Below are 17,859 nucleotides of genomic sequence, written 5' to 3'. Positions count from 1 at the left end.
ATCAGTTGGCCTGACGGCGCAGGAAGGCGGGAATTTCGATCCGCTCCTGTTCCGGGTCGGCCTGCGGCTCGGGCGCGTGGCTGGCCGCGGGGGATTGCATCGGCGGCTGGCGGCGCGCCTGTTGGCTGTTGCCGCCATCCTGGCCCTGACCGGTCATGCGGCCGATCAGCGAGTTGATGCCAAAGCGCGGGCGTTCGACCTCGGCGGCCTCCTGCTGCGGCTCGGCCTCGCGTGCAGGCATGTGACCACCGGCGCGATGTGCCGCGGCCTGCAGACGCGCCAGCGCTTCGGGCGATGGCGTGCCGGGTGCCGGCGCTTTCGGGGCGACGAAGCCTTCGGCCTCCTCGGCTTCGTAGTGCGCGGCTCGGGGCTCGAACTGCGGCACTTCCGGACGGTAGGCCGGCGGCGGCACGTCGTCTTCCAGTACCTCGTCCGAGCGCTGGTCGAACCCTTCGAAGAGCGACGGCTCGCTCGCGTCTTCCAGATCGGCCTCTTCCTCGAACTCGGCCTCCGCGTATTCGCGGGTCTCGGTGCGGGCGGCCACCGGGGCCGGCGCAGACGCGGGCTCTTCGACGGCGTCTTCTGCGGCCGGCACCTGCTTCAGCGGTTCGGCCAGCTTGCGGCGCGGCACCGGGATGTCGTGGGTGTTTTCCGAGGCGTCGATGCCGGTGGCGACGACGCTGACGCGCATGGTGCCTTCCATGCTGTCATCCAGCGTCGAGCCGACGATGATGTTGGCGTCCGAGTCCACCTCTTCGCGGATGCGGTTGGCAGCTTCGTCCAGCTCGAACAGGGTCAGATCGGTGCCGCCGGTGATGTTGATCAGGACACCCTTCGCGCCACGCAGGCTGATTTCATCCAGTAGCGGGTTGGCAATCGCCTTCTCTGCGGCCTGGATCGCGCGATCCTCGCCCTCGGCCTCGCCCGTTCCCATCATCGCCTTGCCCATCTCGTCCATCACCGCGCGGACGTCGGCGAAGTCGAGGTTGATGAGGCCCGGACGCACCATCAGATCGGTCACGCCCTTGACGCCCTGATAAAGCACATCGTCAGCCATGGAGAAGGCGTCGGTGAAGGTGGTCTTTTCATTGGCCAGCCGGAACAGGTTCTGGTTGGGAATGATGATCAGCGTGTCGACGACTTTCTGAAGCGATTCAACGCCGTCTTCGGCCTGCTTCATGCGCTTGTTGCCCTCGAACTGGAAGGGCTTGGTGACGACACCGACGGTCAGAACCCCCAGCTCGCGCGCGGCCTGTGCGATAATCGGCGCAGCACCGGTGCCGGTGCCGCCGCCCATGCCGGCGGTGATGAAACACATGTGCGCGCCGGCCAGATGATCGACGATCTGTTCGATGCTCTCTTCTGCAGCGGCAGCGCCGATCGAAGCCTTGGCACCCGCGCCCAGACCCTCGGTCACCTTGACGCCCAGCTGCACCCGGTTGCCGGCGTTGGATTGTTGCAGCGCCTGCGCATCGGTGTTGGCCACCACGAACTCGACACCCTCGAGCTGCTTCTCGATCATGTTGTTGACCGCGTTGCCGCCTGCACCGCCCACGCCGAAGACCGTGATGCGGGGCCTCAGATCCTCGTGTCCGGGTACCGTAAGATTCAATGTCATGACTGTCCGCCTTATCCGCCTGCTGTACGCCCTGATCGGGCATTTTGCTGCCTATTACCCCCCATTATGAAGGAGTCAGTCGCGGGCGTCACCATAAAATCTCGAATTTATCGCAAAATATGGGCGAAAATATGCCCAAACCACCGGGATTTCGGCGGTGACGCAGGATATGGCGGAAATGGAGAAGGATCACCACAAGGTGGCTCGGAAATCCGGCCACCCTATCTACAGAATCATCCCCAGGTTCAGGCTTCGCGCGCTGTCACCAGTTATCGCGGAACCACTTCACCGCGCGTTTCAGCGACCGCGCCGGATAGCGGTCCACCGGCAGGTCGAAATCCCACCATTCGTCCTGCGGATGCGCGGCGAACAGGCAAAGCCCGACCACGGCGGAAAAGCCCGGCCCGGTGACAGCCTGCGGCAACCCGTGAACCCGCAGCGGCCGTCCCAGACGCACCTGATGGCCAAGGATACGCGAAGCCAATGCATCCAGCCCCGGGATCTGGCTGGCCCCGCCGGTCAGCACGATCTGCTGGCTCGGCAGATGTTCGAACCCGGCCGCGTCAAGCCTGACGCGCACCTCTTCCAGGATCTCCTCGACCCGGGGCCGCATGATGCCGATCAACTCCGCGCGTGAGGCCGTGCGGCGGTCGTGCTCCCAATCGCCGGTCTCGCCGCCGATGCCGATCATCTCGCGGTCATCCATGCCGGTGGCCACCAGCCCGCCATGCACCGTCTTGATGCGTTCGGCCATGGTGGTCGGCACCTGAAGCCCCATCGAAATGTCCGAGGTCACATGATCGCCACCCATGCGCACCGCGTCGGCATAGATCATGTGCTTTTTCATGAAGATCGACACACCGGTCGAACCGCCGCCCATGTCGATGCAGGCCGCGCCCAGCTGCTGTTCGTCCTCGACCAGCGCCGCAATGCCACCGACATAGGCCGAACTTGCCAGACCGGCGAGCTCCAGATCGCAGCGCTTGACGCAATGGGCGAGGTTCTGGATCGCCTGCGCATCGCAGGTGACCATGTGCATATCGGTCGAGAGGCTGTTTCCGATCTGTCCGCGCGGATCGTTCAGCCCGGTGCGGTGGTCCAGCGCGAAATTCACCGGCTGCGCGTGCAGCACCTCGCGGCCCGGCCCGAAGTCCGGCACGTCGCAGGACGACAGCACCCGCGCCACGTCCTGCTCGTCCACGGTCTGCGCCTGCACGTCGACCTGCCCGGCCAGTCCGTAGCTGCGCGGCTCGGCCCCGGAGAAACAGGCGATCACGTGATCCACGCGGATACCGGCCATCTTCTGCGCCGATTGCAGCGCGGTGCGGATGGCGCGCTCGGTCTCGCCCATGGCCGCGATCTCGCCGAAGCGCACCCCGCGCGAGCGGGTCGTGGCCGCGCCGATTACCCGAAATCCGGATTGTCCCGCCAGCGACCCGACGCCGCTGTCGGTGGTCTTGTCGGTACCGTCGAAACGCAGCACCAAGCAGGAAATCTTGGCGCTGCCAACATCGAGGACGGCAATCACCCCGCGCTGCATCGCCGCCTTGCGCATGTTGCGCATCGCCCTTTGGGATTCATAAAGCTCGATCATTGTGCCTCGCTAACAAGCTCTTCAGCTTTGATTTTCCGCAGTTCTTCGACCGCGTTGTCACTCATTCTTATGGTTGGCCGTTCCGGCAGGCGCATGTCGACCACTGCAATGTCGCGCTCCAGCATGCCATTCGGTGTGATCGTGTCCCGGGCCAGCACCTGCTCCAGCGCCCGCACCGGCCTGTCCTCGGGCAGAAGGATCCGCTGCTCGCGGTCCAGCACCACGTCCCAGCGCCGTTCGCCGATGCGCTCCAGCCCGCGCATCCGCTGGCGTACCGGCTGGGCGGCGGCGATCAGGCGCAGCGCCTCGCCGACGTGTTTCTCGGCGCCCTTCCCCGCGATAACCGGCAGATCGGACCGCCCGGACCGGCTGACCAGAGGCGCCACGCGGTAGCCGCCCGCGTCCAGCAATTCCAACCCGTGGATCGAGCGCCAGATCACCGCCGGCACCCGCTCGGTCACGTCCACCTGCAGGACGCCACCGGGACGGATGCGCAGGCTGACCCGCTCGACGGCGTTCAGCCCGGCGATGGCTTCGCGCATGTGGTCCAACTCAAGGTGAAAGGACGAGATCGGGAATTCCACCGGCACGATCTCGCGGATATCTTCGGCAACCTCCTGCCCGGCGCCCTCGACCTTCATCACCTTGACCATGAATTCCTCGCGCTGCTCGATGGCATCGCGCATGTCGGTGAGGGCGGTGTTGAATGCCTCGCGGCGGTCCGCGTCCGAGAACCATATCGCGCTGGCGCCAACGGCGATCGCCATCGGCAGTCCGACCCGAAGCGCCTGGCGGAACAGCGGCGTCAGCATCAGCCGCTGCATCCGGTAGGCCCAGCGCGACGGCGCGGGATCGGCCTTCAGCTTTGGCGCCGGCGCGGGTTTCGGAAGCGGCTCGCCGCCATGCGCGGGATGATAGGCGCGCAGCACACGGGGCGCGGGCGGGGTCACCTCCGGCATGAGGCATCCTCCACCATCCAGGCGCAGAGCGCGCCGAAGGAAATGCCCAGCAGAGCCGCCTGCTCGGGAACCAGCGAGGTCGGCGTCATTCCGGGCTGGGTGTTCGTTTCAAGCAGGATCAGCCCGTCCAGACCCTGGCTTTCGTCCCAGCGATAGTCCGTCCTGCTCACCCCGCGGCAGCCCAGAGCGTCATGGGCGCGGAGCGCATAATCAAGACAGGCGTCGAAGATCTCCTGCGGCACGTCGGCGGGCACGTCGTGACGCGACCCGCCCTCCTTGTACTTGGCGTCGTAGTCGTACCAGCCGGTGGTGATGATGTCGGTCACCGTCAGCGCCCGGTCGCCCATCACCGTGGTGGTCAGCTCGCGGCCCGGCGCGAAGGTTTCGACCATGACCATCTCGGGCATGTCGTCCGACAGTTGCGGCGGCCCGTTGTTGTCGGTCCCAACCAGGTAGACGCCCACCGACGACCCTTCGTCGTTGGGCTTCACCACGTAGGGCGGCGCCATCACGTGACGCTGGCGGACCTCGGCGGCGGGGGCAATCACGCTTTCCATCACCGGCAGCCCGGCGCTGCGGAACACGTCCTTCGACCGCTGCTTGTCCATCGCCAGCGCCGAAGCCAGCACGCCGGAATGGGTATAGGGCAGCCGCAACCATTCCAGCAGCCCCTGCACGCAGCCATCCTCGCCCCAGCGGCCATGCAATGCGTTGAAAACGACGTCCGGGCCGGCCTCGGCCAGCCGCTCGGGCAGATCCTGCCCGGCGTCGATCTCGATGACTTCAAAGCCTTCGCCCCTGAGTGCCGCGGCGCATTCGCGCCCCGAAGACAGCGAGACCTCCCGTTCGGCCGAGGGTCCGCCCATCAATACCGCAACTCGGGAGCCTGCCCTGCTCGACATGCCCACTCGTGCCTCAACTTTTCCGGACCTGCTCGGGTCCTCGTAGATAATTGAACCTTCCGGTTCTTATATGCGCCCTCTGCCGGGGGCGGATTTCCTTTTCCGCACCTTGCGGCGCGGACAGGAGGGGCCGTTTACCGACCTTTGGCGCGTCAGGCTGTTTCGCCGACCCGCATGATTTCCCAGTGTAACTCTATTCCACTGTTTTGAAAAACCCTTTTTCGCACTTCCTCGCCCACGGATTCGAGGTCATGCGCCGTAGCCTCTCCGGTGTTGACCAGGAAGTTCGAATGTTTCTCGCTCATCTGCGCGCCACCGATCGTGAAACCGCGCAATCCGGCGTCATCTATCACCTTCCAGGCCTTCAGATCATGGGTGTCATCGGCGCGCCCGGTGCTTGAAAAACCGGCCGGATTGCGGAACGTCGACCCGGCGGTGCGGTCCTTGGTGGGTTGCGTCGCATCGCGCTTGGCCAGCTGGTCAGCCATGCGCTGCGCCAGTTCTTCCGGAACGCCGCGTTCTCCTTCGAAGGTCGCGCCGGTCAGCACCCAGCCCTCGGGTAGGTCGGTCTGGCGATAGCGGAAGTTCAGATCCTCGGCTGTCAGTGTCACCACCTCACCGGTGCGCGTCACCGCCCTTGCCTCGACGAAGCGATCGGCCACGTAAGAGCCATAGCACCCGGCATTCATTCGCACCGCGCCTCCGATGGCGCCCGGAATGGTCCGCAGGAAAGTCAGGTCCACGCCCGCTTCGGCTGCCTTCCGGGCCACATGCGCGTCCAGCGCGGCAGCACCCGCGGTCACCCGCGTGCCATCGACCTCGATGCCGTTGAAGCCGCGGCCCATGCGGATCACCACGGCACGCAGACCACCATCGCGGACGATCAGGTTCGATCCGACGCCCATCGGGAAGACCGGAACGTCGGCAGGCAGCGCCTTCAGGAACTCCGATAGGTCCGCGACATCCGCCGGCTGAAACAGCCAGTCGGCCGGCCCGCCGACGCGCAGCCATGTCAGATCGGCCAGCATCCGGCCTTCGCTCAAGCGGCCGCGCACTTGCGGCATGTCAGTGGGTGATGTCATGTGCCTGCCCCGTTTTAGCCAGACATAGAGCGGAACCGCCTCTGCGAAAAGGGTCGATCGCCATTGTCCGCAGGTTGGGTGCCAAGCAACCGACCTACCCCACCCGGCGGCGCATCCAGCGGGTCAGGTAGATCACCGGCCAGCGCAGCACCGACATGCCCGCCGCCATCACGATCAGCCCGATCCAGGGGCCGTTCTCATAGGTGACATATCCCAGAAGCGGCACGCCCACCGCGATCAGCGCGTAGGCCCGCCGCCAGTGGTTGTCCCCCGAGGGCAGCGCGGCGGCGATATTGGCCGCGAAGGCCCAGAGACAGGCAAGTGTCAGCGAGAGTGTCATGCGCCTCCCTTCAACTGATCGGGCAAGGCGTTGGCCCAGGCGCTGATCGAGCCGGCGCCAAGGCAGACCACCATGTCCCCGGCACGCGCGTGTTCGCGCACGAAGCCCGCCAGCGATCCCTCGTCCTCCAGCGCCATGACCTGACGGTGGCCGTGGCGTTTCAGCCCGGTCACGAGGTCATCGCGCGACGCGCCCGGCACCGGGTCCTCGCCGGCGGCAAAGACATCGGCGATGGCAACCACGTCGGCCTCGTTGAAACAGCCGCAGAAATCCTCGAACAGCGCCGACAGGCGGGAATAGCGATGCGGCTGGTGCACCGCGATCACGCGGCCCGCGCTGGCCTGCCGCGCCGCCTTGAGCACGGCGGAGATCTCCACCGGGTGGTGGCCGTAGTCATCGATGATCGTCACCCCGTCGACTTCGCCCACCTTGGTGAACCGCCGGTTGACGCCGCCGAACTTGCCCAGCGCCTCGCGGATCTCGCTGGTCTTCATGCCCAGGTGACGGCAGACCGCCACCGCGCTCAGCGCGTTCGACACGTTGTGATCGCCGGGCATCGGCAGGGCGCAATCCTCAATGATCAGCCCCTCGGCCTGCAGCGCGATGTCGAAATGCGCCACGCCCGCCTTGTAGTGAAGGTTCACCGCGCGCACGTCGGCCTGTGTATTGAAGCCGTAGGTCACCACGCGCCGGTCCGAGACCTTGCCCACCAGCCGCTGCACCTCCTCATGGTCGGTGCAGCACACTGCCAGCCCGTAAAACGGGATCGACGACACGAAGTTGACGAAGGCCTGCCGCAGCGCGTCGAAGTCGCCCCAGTGTTCCATGTGCTCGGGGTCGATGTTGGTGACCACGGCGATGGTCGCCGGCAGGCGGTTGAAGGTGCCGTCGCTTTCGTCGGCCTCGACCACCATCCATTCACCCTGCCCCATCCGGGCGTTCGAGCCGTAGGCGTGGATGATGCCGCCGTTGACCACTGTCGGATCGAAACCGCCGGCCACCATCAGCTCGGCCATCATCGTGGTCGTGGTGGTCTTGCCGTGGGTGCCGGCAATGGCGATGTTGGATTTCAGCCGCATCAGTTCGGCCAGCATCTCGGCCCGGCGCACCACGGGCAGACCGGCCGCCCGCGCGGCATCCAGCTCGGGGTTGCCCGGCTTGATCGCGGATGAGATCACCACCACCTCGGCGCCTTCGAGGTTCGCGGCACTCTGCCCCACGAAGATGCGCGCCCCGTGCGCCGCAAGCCGGTCGGTGATCTTCGATCCCTTCAGGTCGCTGCCCTGAACGATGTACCCGAGGTTCAACAGCACCTCGGCGATGCCGGACATGCCGATACCGCCGATGCCCACGAAATGGATCGGTCCGACGTCGATGGGCAGTTTGGTGGCAGCAGCGTTCATGCAGGGTCCTTTTCACGTGTGATGTTCGGGGTTTCGCCCTCGGCCAGCGCCTCGACCATGGCCGCGAGCTCCTGTGCCGCTTGTACCTTGCCAAGACGCGCGGCCTGCTGTGACATGCCCAGCGCCCGCTCGGGCTGGGCCAGCACGTCGTGAATGGTCCGGCTGAGCGGTTCGACGTTCAATTCGCTCTCGTCCACCACCACGGCCGCGCCGACCTCGGACATGCCGCGGGCATTGGCGCTCTGATGGTCGCCGGTGGCGGCGGCATAGGGCACCAGGATCGCGGGCCGCCCGATCACGGTCAGGTCGGCGATCGAGGACGCCCCCGCACGGCTGATGACCAGTTGTGCTTCGGACATGCGCCGCGGCACGTCCTGAAAGAACGCCTGCACGTCGGCGTCGATATTGTGATCGTGATAGAACTGCGCGACCCGGTCATGATCCTCGGCCCGGGCCTGATGGCTGACGCGGATGTTGCCCAGCATCTCCATCGGCAGCGCGGCGATGGCCGGCGGCACCACGTCCGAAAGCACCCGCGCGCCTTGCGACCCGCCCATGACCAGCAGCGACATCGGGTAATCGCCGGGCGGGATATAGGAAGCGCCCGCCCGTTCAAGCACCGCGCCGCGCACCGGGTTGCCGGTGTGGATGCCCGCCACCCCCTCGGGCAGATCGGTGGGCCAGGTGCCGCAGGCCATGGCATCGACCTTGCGCGCAAAAAGCTTGTTGACGCGGCCCAGCACGCCGTTCTGTTCATGGATCATCCGCGGGTGCCGCAGCATCCAGGCTGCCGACAGCGCCGGGATCGACGGATAACCGCCGAAGCCCACCACAACGTCCGGCCTGTCCCGCGTCATGCCGAAAACGGCCTTGCAGACACCGCCCGCGATGCGCAGCGGCACCACGGCCCGTGCCAGCACCCCGCCCCGCGCGAAAGTGGCCGAGCTGATCTGGTCGATCTCCACCGTATGCGGAAAGCCCTGCGTGTACCGCGCACCGCGGGCGTCGGTCGACAGCTTCACCCGCCAGCCACGCGCCAGCATCTCCTCGGCCAGCGCCTGCGCCGGGAACATGTGCCCGCCGGTGCCGCCCGCCGCGATGATCAGCAGTTTCTCGCGGTCGGTCATCGTCCGCCCTTCCGCGTGGGGGTATGCGTCGCGGCTGTCACCGCACCCGGCCCCGCAGGATGTCACCGATTTCGCCCTGTGGCCGCGTCCGGGTGAACGACAGCAGCATGCCCACCGCGATGCCGGTGGCGATCAGCGAAGAACCGCCGTAGCTCACGAAAGGCAGCGTCATGCCCTTGGCGGGCAGCAATCGCACCGCGACGCCCATATTGATCATGGCCTGAACTCCGAACATACAGGCAAGCCCTGTCCCGGCCAGCCGGATAAAGGGATCGCGTTCGCGCATCAGCCGCACCAGCGACGACAGCACGACGCCGGCATAAAGCGCGATGATCGCCAGCACAAGGATCAGACCGTATTCCTCGGCCGCGACGGCAATGATGAAATCGGTATGCGCATCCGGCAGCGACCACTTCACCTGCCCCTCGCCGACGCCCACGCCGAAGAAGCCGCCTTCGCGGATCGCGTTGGTGGCATAGCCAAGCTGGGTCGTCGGGTCCACGTCCGCGGTCAGGAAGCCGTCGATGCGGCGCGCGAAGTGTTCCGAGTTGTTGTAGGCCACGGTGCCCGCCAGCACCACGAAGCCGGCAATGACCGCCAGAAGCAGCATCGGCGCGCCGGCCACGAAATACATCACGCCCCAGCCGAACAGCACGAGGCACGCCTGCCCGAAGTCGGGCTGCAAGGCCAGCATCAGGACGATGGTCACGCAAAGCCCGAACGACCAGAGCTTGCCCGGCGGGCCGTTGATCTCCTGGTTGGCAGCCATCATCCAGGCGGCGGCGACAACGAACCCGGGCTTGAGAAACTCGGACGGCTGGATCGAGGCGAAGCCCAGCGAATACCACCGCACCGCGCCCTTGCCGAAATCGGTTCCCAGCACTGGCAAGAGCGCCAGCGCCACGAAGGACACTGCGAAGCCCAGCACCGCCAGCCGACGCACGACCACCGGCGACAGCATGGACACCAGCATCATCGCCACCAGCGCCGCACCACCGAAGACCGCCTGACGCGAGACGTAGTGAAACGGCTCGAACCCGTTCTTCGCCGCCAGCGGTGGCGAGGCCGCGAGCCCCAGCAGAATGCCGATGGTGAAAAGGATCAGGATGAAGGACATCGACATCTTGTCGATGGTTCGCCACCACTTGGGGAGTACGGGCTCGATATCCCGTACCGGGACCGTGCCATAGACCATTTCCGTCATGGAGTACCTGCCGCTCGTCTGCCTCGGATGTCCCGTTTCTCGGGATCTGAGCGGAAGTGTAGCCAAGTTTTGCCGATCCGACCAGCACAAAGCGGCCCGGGACTTCACCGGTGTTCCCGCCGGGCCGCATCCGATCCATCGATGGATCGGTCCTGATCCGTCGACGGATCAGCCCCCTTGCCTTTCGCCGCCAATCGGGGCACCCGTCCGGCCATGGACGTCATCACCCTGATCCTCGGCGCCGGAGCTGCCGGCCTGTTCTGCGCCCGCCACGCCGGGCCCGGCACCCTTGTCATCGATCATGCAAAATCCCCGGGCGAAAAAATCCGGATCTCCGGCGGCGGCCGCTGCAACTTCACCAATCTGCACGCCGGACCGGACAACTTCCTGTCGCAGAACCCGCATTTCTGCAAATCGGCGCTCAAGCGCTATACCCAGTGGGATTTCATCGGGCTCGTCGACCGCCACGGCATCGCCTGGCATGAAAAGACGCTGGGCCAGCTCTTTTGCGATGGCAAGTCCACCCAGATCGTCTCAATGCTGGTCAAGGAGCTGCGCGCAGCCGGCGCCGACCTGTGGCTCAAGACCTCCGTGACCGGCGTCAGCCACGACGGCTTTCGCTTCCGCATCACGCTGGAGCGCGATGGCGCACGCACCACCGTCACCGCCCGAAATCTCGTGCTGGCCACCGGCGGCAAGTCGATCCCCGCCATGGGCGCCACCGGCCTGGCCTATGACATCGCGCGGCAATTCGGACTGGCGGTGACCGAAACGCGCCCCGCCCTCGTGCCGCTCACCTTCTCCGACAAGCGCTTTGCGCAGCTGTCCGGGGTGTCCCTGCCCGTGACCGCCAAGGCAAACGGCGCTGCCTTCAACGAAGCGATGCTGTTCACCCACCGCGGCCTTTCCGGTCCCGCGATCCTGCAAATCTCGTCCTATTGGCGCGAGGGCGAGGACATCGCGCTCAACCTTGCCCCCGCCGGGCTTTACGAGGCGCTGCGGACCGAGCGGCAGCAGGCCGGGCGCGTCAACCTGACAACCGCATTGTCGCGCCACCTGCCGGCGCGGCTGGTGGACTTTCTCACACCCGAACTGGGCCTCACGGGCAACCTCGCCGATCGGAGCGATGCCCGTCTGAGCGAGATCTGCGCCACTCTGGCCGATTGGCAGCAGAGGCCCGCCGGGTCGGAAGGCTACCGCACCGCAGAAGTCACCATTGGCGGTATCGACACCGACGGTCTGAACTCTCGCGACATGCAGTCCAAAACCCTGCCGGGCCTCTATGTCATCGGCGAGGCCGTCGACGTCACCGGCTGGCTGGGCGGCTACAACTTTCAGTGGGCCTGGTCCTCGGCCCATGCCGCGGGCAGCGCCATCGCCGCATCCTGACCCTTTGCAAAACCGCGATGCCATTGTTACATCCCCGGCACCTTCCACGGGGAGCGCCAATGGCTCTGATCGACTATCCGCCTCTGAAACCGGCGAATTTCCACCGCGCGCTTGAAGCCAAGGTGCCGCAGAAATTCCTGCGCGACGTGACCAACCGCTTGCGTTTCGGACGCGCGGCGCCGCTCAGCGACGAAGTGCTCTATGTGCCCTTGGCGGATGTCTGCGGCATCTATGTGCCCGACCGCGCGAAGGGGGCGCCGCAGTTCCGCCGGACACACAGCGGGCAGGTGCGCGGCGGCGACTGGGACCTTTCGGTCAAACCCTCGGTCGACACCGACAAATACCTCGCCTGCAAGGCGCATTTCGTCGACGGTGTCGACTGGGCCGACACCGGCATTTTCGAGCGGCATCAAAGGATTATCGCCCGCAACGGAGTGTCCGACGGCTGCCGCACCCTTGACGACCTCAAGCGCCGCTATGCCGGCGTCGACGCGCTGTTCCACGCCACGCAAGAGGCCGGGCACTTGAGCCTCCGTCGTGACCTGCCAAGCTATTTTCGGCGCGAGCACGGCGGCATTTTCGTGCATATCGACCGCGACGGCCGCGCCATCCGGCGGGGCGGCGGCGAGCATCGTTTCGCCATCGCCCGTCTGTTGAACCTGCCGGAAATCCCGGTGCAACCGGGGGTGATCCACCGCCGCGCGGTCGAGGATGGCCACCTGCCCCGGCTGCGGCGGTCGATCCAAGACTAGGCGGTCAGGAATTTTCCAGCCGTGCCAAGACGTTCTGCGTGAAATCGGTGCCGCGCTGTTCGAAGTTGTCGTATTGATCAAAACTGGCGGCAGCGGGGGCCAAGAGCACTGTCTCGCCCTCTTGGGCCTCGGCCATGGCGCGTTCAACCGCGGTGCCCATGTCAGTGCAGGTTTCTGTTTCGATTTCAGGCAGTTGCAGCGCGAAGCTCGCAGCTTCACGGCCGATCACATAGGCCTTGACCACATTGCCGAGGCCCTCGCCCAGCCCTTTGAGCCCGCCTTCCTTCTGCAGGCCACCGCAGATCCAGCGGATTTTCTTGAATGCTGCCAATGCCTTGGCAGCGCTGTCGACATTCGTGGCCTTGCTGTCGTTGACGTATGTGACCCCACGAGCTTCGGCAATCACCTGACTTCTGTGCGGCAAGCCCTTGAAAGTATGGAAGGTTTGCTCGATCTGCCGGGGCGCGATGCCAAGCGTCCGGCAGGCGGCATAGGCGGCGCAGGCGTTCTGATGATTATGCGCGCCCGGCAGTCCCTTTATGCTGCGCAAATCGATCGACCCGGCCTGCCGCCCCTTGCGATATTCGCTGAGGAAGCCCTTGTTTGCAAAGACATTCCACCCCGGACCGGTCAGTTTACGGCCGCTTGATACGCGGATCACGCGATCGTCCCCCGGCCCCTCGGACAGTTGCCCGGCGAGGAACCGGCCCTCGGGTTCGTCAACGCCGATCACGGCACGGTCCGGTCCGCCTTCGGAAAACAGCCTCCGCTTGGCGGCGAAATAGCCCCCCTTGCCGCCGTGGCGATCCAAGTGATCGGGGGTGAGGTTGGTGAAAACCGCAACATCTGGTGTCAGCGCGCGGGCCAGCTCGGTCTGGTAGCTCGACAGCTCCAGCACCACCACGCCACCGTCGCCGGGCGGGTCGATGTCAAGCACGCCGCGGCCGATGTTTCCGGCCAGTTGCGAAGGCCGCCCCGAGGCTTCGAGGATGTGGTGAATCAGCGCGGAAGTCGTTGATTTTCCATTGGAACCCGTGACCGTGATGACCCGTGGCGGGGTGTCGAAATCGTGCCAGCCGTGCTGCCCGAGCGCCCGGAAGAACAAGCCGATGTCGTTGTCCACCGGCACGCCGGCCTCCAGCGCCGCCGCGACGACCGGGTTGGGCGCGGGGTAGAGATGCGGGATTCCGGGCGAGACGACGAGCGTAGCGATGCCAACAAAAGCGTTCTGTTTCAACAGGTTGGAAACCTCGAAGCCTTCGTCTTCGGCGCGCGCCCGGGTCTCGGGATTGTCGTCCCAGCAGACCGGGATCGCGCCGCCCTGGCGCAGGGCGCGGGCGGCGGACAGGCCCGACCGGCCAAGGCCCAGAACGGCGACGCGGTGGGTGTCGAAACCGGGGACGGGGATCATCGGGCGCCTCGCTGCTCAGGGGTCGAGTTTTGTACAATTTGTACAAAACAGGGGGGTGTTTTGTACAGAAGCCCTCGGCCGGTCCGGCGTTTACCGGACCTTAAGGGTTGCGAGGCCAATAATCGCGAGGATCAGCGAGATGATCCAGAATCGGATCACGATGGTGGGCTCGGCCCAGCCCTTCTTTTCGTAGTGGTGATGGATCGGGGCCATCAGGAAGACGCGCTTGCCGGTGCGTTTGAAGTAGAGAACCTGGATGATGACCGAAAGCGCCTCGACCACGAACAGGCCACCGACGATGCCGAGCACGATTTCGTGCTTGGTGGCCACCGCGATGGCGCCGAGGGCCCCACCGAGCGCGAGCGAACCGGTGTCGCCCATGAAGACCGCGGCGGGCGGCGCGTTGTACCACAGGAAACCCAGACCACCGCCGAACAGGCCGGCGGTGAAGATCAGGATCTCGCCGGTGCCGGGAACGTAATGCACATCGAGGTATTCGGTGAAGTCGACCCGACCCACCGCATAGGCAATGACGCCAAGGGTGCCGGCGGCGATCATCACCGGCATGATGGCCAGACCGTCAAGACCGTCGGTCAGGTTGACCGCATTGGCGGCGCCGACCACGACGAACATCGAGAACGGGAGGAACAGCCAACCGAGATTCAGCAGCGTGTCCTTGAGGACCGGCAGCGCGAGGCGGAATTGCAGGTCGTCGGGGTGATAGATCGCGGCCCAGTAGGCGGCAATGCCGGCGATGATGAAACCGAGCAGCAAGCGGACCTTGCCGGGAACGCCGTTGGTGTTCTGCTTGGCGACCTTGGCATAATCGTCGGCAAAGCCGATCAGGCCGAAGGCCAGCGTCACGAACAGCACCATCAGGACATAGGGATTGTCGAGCCGGGCCCAGAGCAGCGTGGAGGTGACCAAAGCACTGAGGATCAGCAATCCGCCCATGGTCGGCGTGCCGGCCTTGGCGGCATGCGTCTCGGGGCCGTCGTCGCGGATTGGCTGGCCCTTGCCCTGGCTGCGGCGCAGCACGTTGATCAGCGGCGGCCCGAACAGGAAGCCGAAGATCAGCGCAGTCATGAAGGCGCCACCGGCGCGGAAGGTTATGTAGCGGAAAAGATTGAAAAAATCCCCGCCGTCGGACAATGCTGTCAACCAGTAGAGCACTTCCGCCCCTTTCCTGTCACTTAGGTTGGGCGGCATGACCCATTTTGCGGATTTCGTCAACCAGAGCCGAGAGTCCGATGGAGTTCGAGCCCTTGATGAGCACGGTATCGCCTGCCTGAAGGTCGTTGGTCAGGGTAGCGGCCATTTCCGCGGCGGTCTGGAACCAGTGGCCCCGCTTGGTGGCAGGCAACGCCTGTGACAGGTGCCTGCTGAGCGGGCCGACGGTGTGCACGGCGGCGATGTCGTCGATGGCGGGCAGCTTCGCGAGGTCGGCGTGAAGCTGCGGCGCGGTGTCGCCGAGCTCGGCCATGTCGCCGAGATAGGCGATGCGGCGGCCCTTCGTCCCGGTCGCGGCGAGAACGGCGAGCGAGGCGGCCATGGAGGCGGGATTGGCGTTGTAGCTGTCGTCGATCAGCTCCAGCGTCCGGGTGGGATCGGACGGGTCGAGGGCGATCTTCTGGCGCTCGCCGCGTCCCTTGACCGGGGTCCAGCGGGCCAGGGCCGCAATGGCCTTGGGACGGTCGAGGCCGAGGGCATGGGTCACGGCGAGGACGCCGAGGCCGTTCATGGCGACGTGGCGGCCCATGGCGGCGATGGTGAAGGTTATCGGGTCGCGCCATGCGGTGGCGTCGGCACGGGTCGCGCCATCGGACATGTCGACGCGGGTGAGGCGGTGGTGCGCGCCCTTGACCTCGCCGAAGCCGATGTAGGTGGCGCCCGCGGCTTCGGCGGCGTTGCGCAGGATCTCGGCGGTGTCGATCTCGGCGTTGAAGACGGCGGTGCCGCGCGCTTCGATCCCGGCAAGGATATCGCTCTTTTCCATGGCGATGCCCTCGATGCGGCCGAAGGCTTCCAGATGCGCGGGGGCGACGGTGGTGATCATCGCGACGTGCGGACGGGCGAAGCGCGACAGGGGCGCGATCTCGCCGGGGTGATTCATGCCGATTTCGATGACGGCGAAGCGCGTGTCCCGCGGCATCCGGGCCAGCGTGAGGGGCACGCCCCAATGGTTGTTGTAACTGGCGACGGAGGCGTGGGTCGGGCCGAAGGCGGAGAGCACCTCGCGCAGCATCTCCTTGGTGGAGGTCTTGCCGACGGAGCCGGTGACGGCGACGACCTTCGCCCCGGTGCGGGCGCGACCGGCGGTGCCGAGCGCTTCGAGGGCGTGCAGGACGTCATCGACGACGAGCAGCGGTGCGTCTTCGGAGACGCCGTCAGGGATGCGGCTGACGAGGGCGGCGGCGGCGCCCTTGTCCAGCGCCTGGGCCACGAAGTCGTGGCCGTCGCGGGCGGCTTGCAGGGCGACGAAGAGGTCCCCGGGCTGGAGCGTGCGGGTGTCGATCGAAACGCCGGTGGCGCTCCAGTCGGTGGTGGTGCGTCCGCCGGTGGCCGCGGCCGCGTCGGCGGCTGTCCAGAGCGTCACGGGGCGACCCCGTCCAGCGCGGAAACGGCGACGCTGGCCTGTTCGACGTCGTCGAAGGGATAGACGGTGTCGCCGATGGTCTGGCCAGATTCGTGGCCCTTGCCGCAGATCAGCAGGGCGTCGCCGGGGCCGAGCATGTCGACGCCGCGCAGGATCGCCTCGGCCCGGTCGCCCACGTCGATGGCGTCGGTACCGGCGCCCCGGGTCACTGCGGCGCGGATGGCGGCGGGGTCTTCGCTGCGGGGGTTGTCGTCGGTGACGATGACGATGTCGGCGTTTTCGCGCGCGGCTTCGCCCATCAGCGGGCGCTTGGAGGTGTCGCGGTCGCCGCCAGCGCCGATGATGGCGATCAGCCGGCCCATGACATGCGGGCGCAGGGCCTGCAACGCGGTTTTGACGGCGTCGGGCGTGTGGGCGTAATCGACGAAGGCGGCGGCCCCGTTGGCGCGGGTGGCGGCCAGTTGCATGCGGCCACGGACGGTGCCGAGGCCGGGAAGCGCGTCGAAGACACGAGCGGGATCCTCGCCTGCCGCGATGACGAGCGCGGCGGCCATGAGGGCGTTGTCGGCCTGAAAGCCGCCGATCAGGTTGAGACGGACCTGGTGGGGCTGGCCCTGCCATGCGAAGCGGAGATCCTGCCCGGTGGGATCGAAGCGCCGCGCCAGCAGGCGGAGATCGCAGGTGTCGCCCTGCCCGACCCGCAGCACTGACTGGCCGCGCACGGTGACGATCGGTTCAAGCCCGGCGACCTGGGGGTCGTCCATGTTGAGCACGGCAGTGCCGTCCTCGGGCAGAACCCGGGTGAAGAGGCCGGCCTTGGCTTCGAAATAGGCCTCGAAGGTGTGGTGATAGTCCAGGTGATCCTGGGTGAAGTTGGTGAATCCGGCGGCGTGCAGGTGGACACCGTCAAGCCGGCGCTGTTCAAGCCCGTGCGACGACGCCTCCATGGCGGCGTGGGTGATGCCGTTTTCCACCGCCGCCGCGAGGGTGCGGTGCAGGGTGACAGGCTCGGGCGTGGTATGGGCCAGCGGGGCCTCCCACGTGCCTTCGACGCCGGTGGTGCCGAGGTTGACGGCGGGCAGGTCGAGGGCGTTCCAGATCTGGCGGCAGAAGGTCGAGACCGAGGTCTTGCCGTTGGTGCCGGTGACCGCGACCATGGTGTCAGGCTGGGTGCCAAACCAGAGCGCGGAGGTATAGGCCAGCACCTGCCGGGGATCCTCGGCGACGATCAGGGCCGCGTGGCTGGCATCGAGGTCGTCGGCGGCGATGCGCGCGCCTTCGGCGTCGGTGAGGATCGCGCTGGCGCCCATGCGCAGCGCGTACTGGATGAAGTCGCCGCCGTGGACGCGGGCGCCGGGGAGCGCGGCAAAGAGAAAGCCTTCGCGCACCTCGCGGCTGTCCACGGTGATGCCGGTGATCGTTGCATCTGCCCCGCCCTGGCCGTTCAGTCCCAGTTCGGATAGCGTTTTGGTGCTGCTCATG

General features: G+C 66.4%; 15 protein-coding genes. 2 read left to right on the top strand and 13 right to left on the bottom strand.

Annotation, left to right across the window (positions count from 1 at the left end; genetic code table 11):
- Position 1: 1 nt before the first annotated feature.
- From ftsZ to ftsW, 9 genes are all read right to left on the bottom strand, one after another.
- A complete protein-coding gene (gene ftsZ / locus AC04PT_RS00260; RefSeq protein WP_482871468.1) occupies positions 2-1,618 on the bottom strand; it encodes a cell division protein FtsZ in 1,617 nt (538 codons plus the stop codon).
- Positions 1,619-1,880: 262 nt separating this feature from the next.
- Positions 1,881-3,212 (bottom strand): cell division protein FtsA, encoded by a 1,332-nt coding sequence (gene ftsA / locus AC04PT_RS00255; RefSeq protein ID WP_482871467.1) that lies wholly within the window; start codon positions 3,210-3,212, stop codon positions 1,881-1,883.
- Complete coding sequence (locus tag AC04PT_RS00250; protein ID WP_482871466.1) at positions 3,209-4,171, bottom strand: cell division protein FtsQ/DivIB; 963 nt, start codon at positions 4,169-4,171, stop codon at positions 3,209-3,211. Before AC04PT_RS00250 ends, ftsA begins: the two co-directional genes overlap by 4 nt.
- A complete protein-coding gene (locus AC04PT_RS00245) occupies positions 4,159-5,037 on the bottom strand; it encodes a D-alanine--D-alanine ligase (protein ID WP_482871465.1) in 879 nt (292 codons plus the stop codon). The genes AC04PT_RS00250 and AC04PT_RS00245 overlap by 13 nt, the downstream gene beginning before the upstream one ends.
- A gap of 188 nt (positions 5,038-5,225) precedes the next feature.
- Positions 5,226-6,155 (bottom strand): UDP-N-acetylmuramate dehydrogenase, encoded by a 930-nt coding sequence (gene murB, locus AC04PT_RS00240; RefSeq protein WP_482871464.1) that lies wholly within the window; start codon positions 6,153-6,155, stop codon positions 5,226-5,228.
- A gap of 94 nt (positions 6,156-6,249) precedes the next feature.
- Positions 6,250-6,495, bottom strand: a complete 246-nt coding sequence (locus AC04PT_RS00235) for a DUF2484 family protein (protein ID WP_482871463.1) — start codon at positions 6,493-6,495, stop codon at positions 6,250-6,252.
- A complete protein-coding gene (murC, locus tag AC04PT_RS00230) occupies positions 6,492-7,898 on the bottom strand; it encodes a UDP-N-acetylmuramate--L-alanine ligase (protein WP_482871462.1) in 1,407 nt (468 codons plus the stop codon). Before murC ends, AC04PT_RS00235 begins: the two co-directional genes overlap by 4 nt.
- Positions 7,895-9,025: a UDP-N-acetylglucosamine--N-acetylmuramyl-(pentapeptide) pyrophosphoryl-undecaprenol N-acetylglucosamine transferase gene (locus tag AC04PT_RS00225; RefSeq protein ID WP_482871461.1), complete on the bottom strand. Its 1,131-nt coding sequence runs from the start codon at positions 9,023-9,025 to the stop codon at positions 7,895-7,897. Before AC04PT_RS00225 ends, murC begins: the two co-directional genes overlap by 4 nt.
- A 37-nt stretch (positions 9,026-9,062) precedes the next feature.
- On the bottom strand, positions 9,063-10,229 hold the full coding sequence (gene ftsW, locus AC04PT_RS00220) for a putative lipid II flippase FtsW (RefSeq protein WP_482871460.1): 1,167 nt from the start codon (positions 10,227-10,229) through the stop codon (positions 9,063-9,065).
- Between the two features lie 213 nt (positions 10,230-10,442).
- Between ftsW and AC04PT_RS00215 the strand changes: the two genes are divergently transcribed.
- Entirely contained in the window at positions 10,443-11,618 is a 1,176-nt protein-coding gene (locus tag AC04PT_RS00215; RefSeq protein ID WP_482871459.1) for a BaiN/RdsA family NAD(P)/FAD-dependent oxidoreductase, read from the top strand.
- 59 nt (positions 11,619-11,677) lie between these two features.
- Entirely contained in the window at positions 11,678-12,370 is a 693-nt protein-coding gene (locus AC04PT_RS00210; RefSeq protein WP_482871458.1) for a ParB N-terminal domain-containing protein, read from the top strand.
- A gap of 4 nt (positions 12,371-12,374) precedes the next feature.
- Here the strand turns inward: AC04PT_RS00210 and murD are convergent, their stop codons facing one another.
- From murD to AC04PT_RS00190, 4 genes are all read right to left on the bottom strand, one after another.
- Positions 12,375-13,781, bottom strand: coding sequence for a UDP-N-acetylmuramoyl-L-alanine--D-glutamate ligase (gene murD / locus AC04PT_RS00205; RefSeq protein WP_482871457.1), 1,407 nt, complete (start codon positions 13,779-13,781; stop codon positions 12,375-12,377).
- 90 nt (positions 13,782-13,871) lie between these two features.
- Complete coding sequence (gene mraY / locus AC04PT_RS00200) at positions 13,872-14,954, bottom strand: phospho-N-acetylmuramoyl-pentapeptide-transferase (RefSeq protein WP_482871456.1); 1,083 nt, start codon at positions 14,952-14,954, stop codon at positions 13,872-13,874.
- Between the two features lie 16 nt (positions 14,955-14,970).
- Positions 14,971-16,377, bottom strand: coding sequence for a UDP-N-acetylmuramoyl-tripeptide--D-alanyl-D-alanine ligase (locus AC04PT_RS00195; RefSeq protein WP_482871455.1), 1,407 nt, complete (start codon positions 16,375-16,377; stop codon positions 14,971-14,973).
- On the bottom strand, positions 16,374-17,858 hold the full coding sequence (locus AC04PT_RS00190; RefSeq protein ID WP_482871454.1) for a UDP-N-acetylmuramoyl-L-alanyl-D-glutamate--2,6-diaminopimelate ligase: 1,485 nt from the start codon (positions 17,856-17,858) through the stop codon (positions 16,374-16,376). Before AC04PT_RS00190 ends, AC04PT_RS00195 begins: the two co-directional genes overlap by 4 nt.
- Position 17,859 lies beyond the last annotated feature (1 nt).

The organism is Litorisediminivivens sp. KMU-197 (assembly GCF_056858395.1).
The sequence above is the reverse complement of the archived record's forward strand: the minus strand, read 5'-3'. Positions and strand labels throughout refer to the sequence as shown.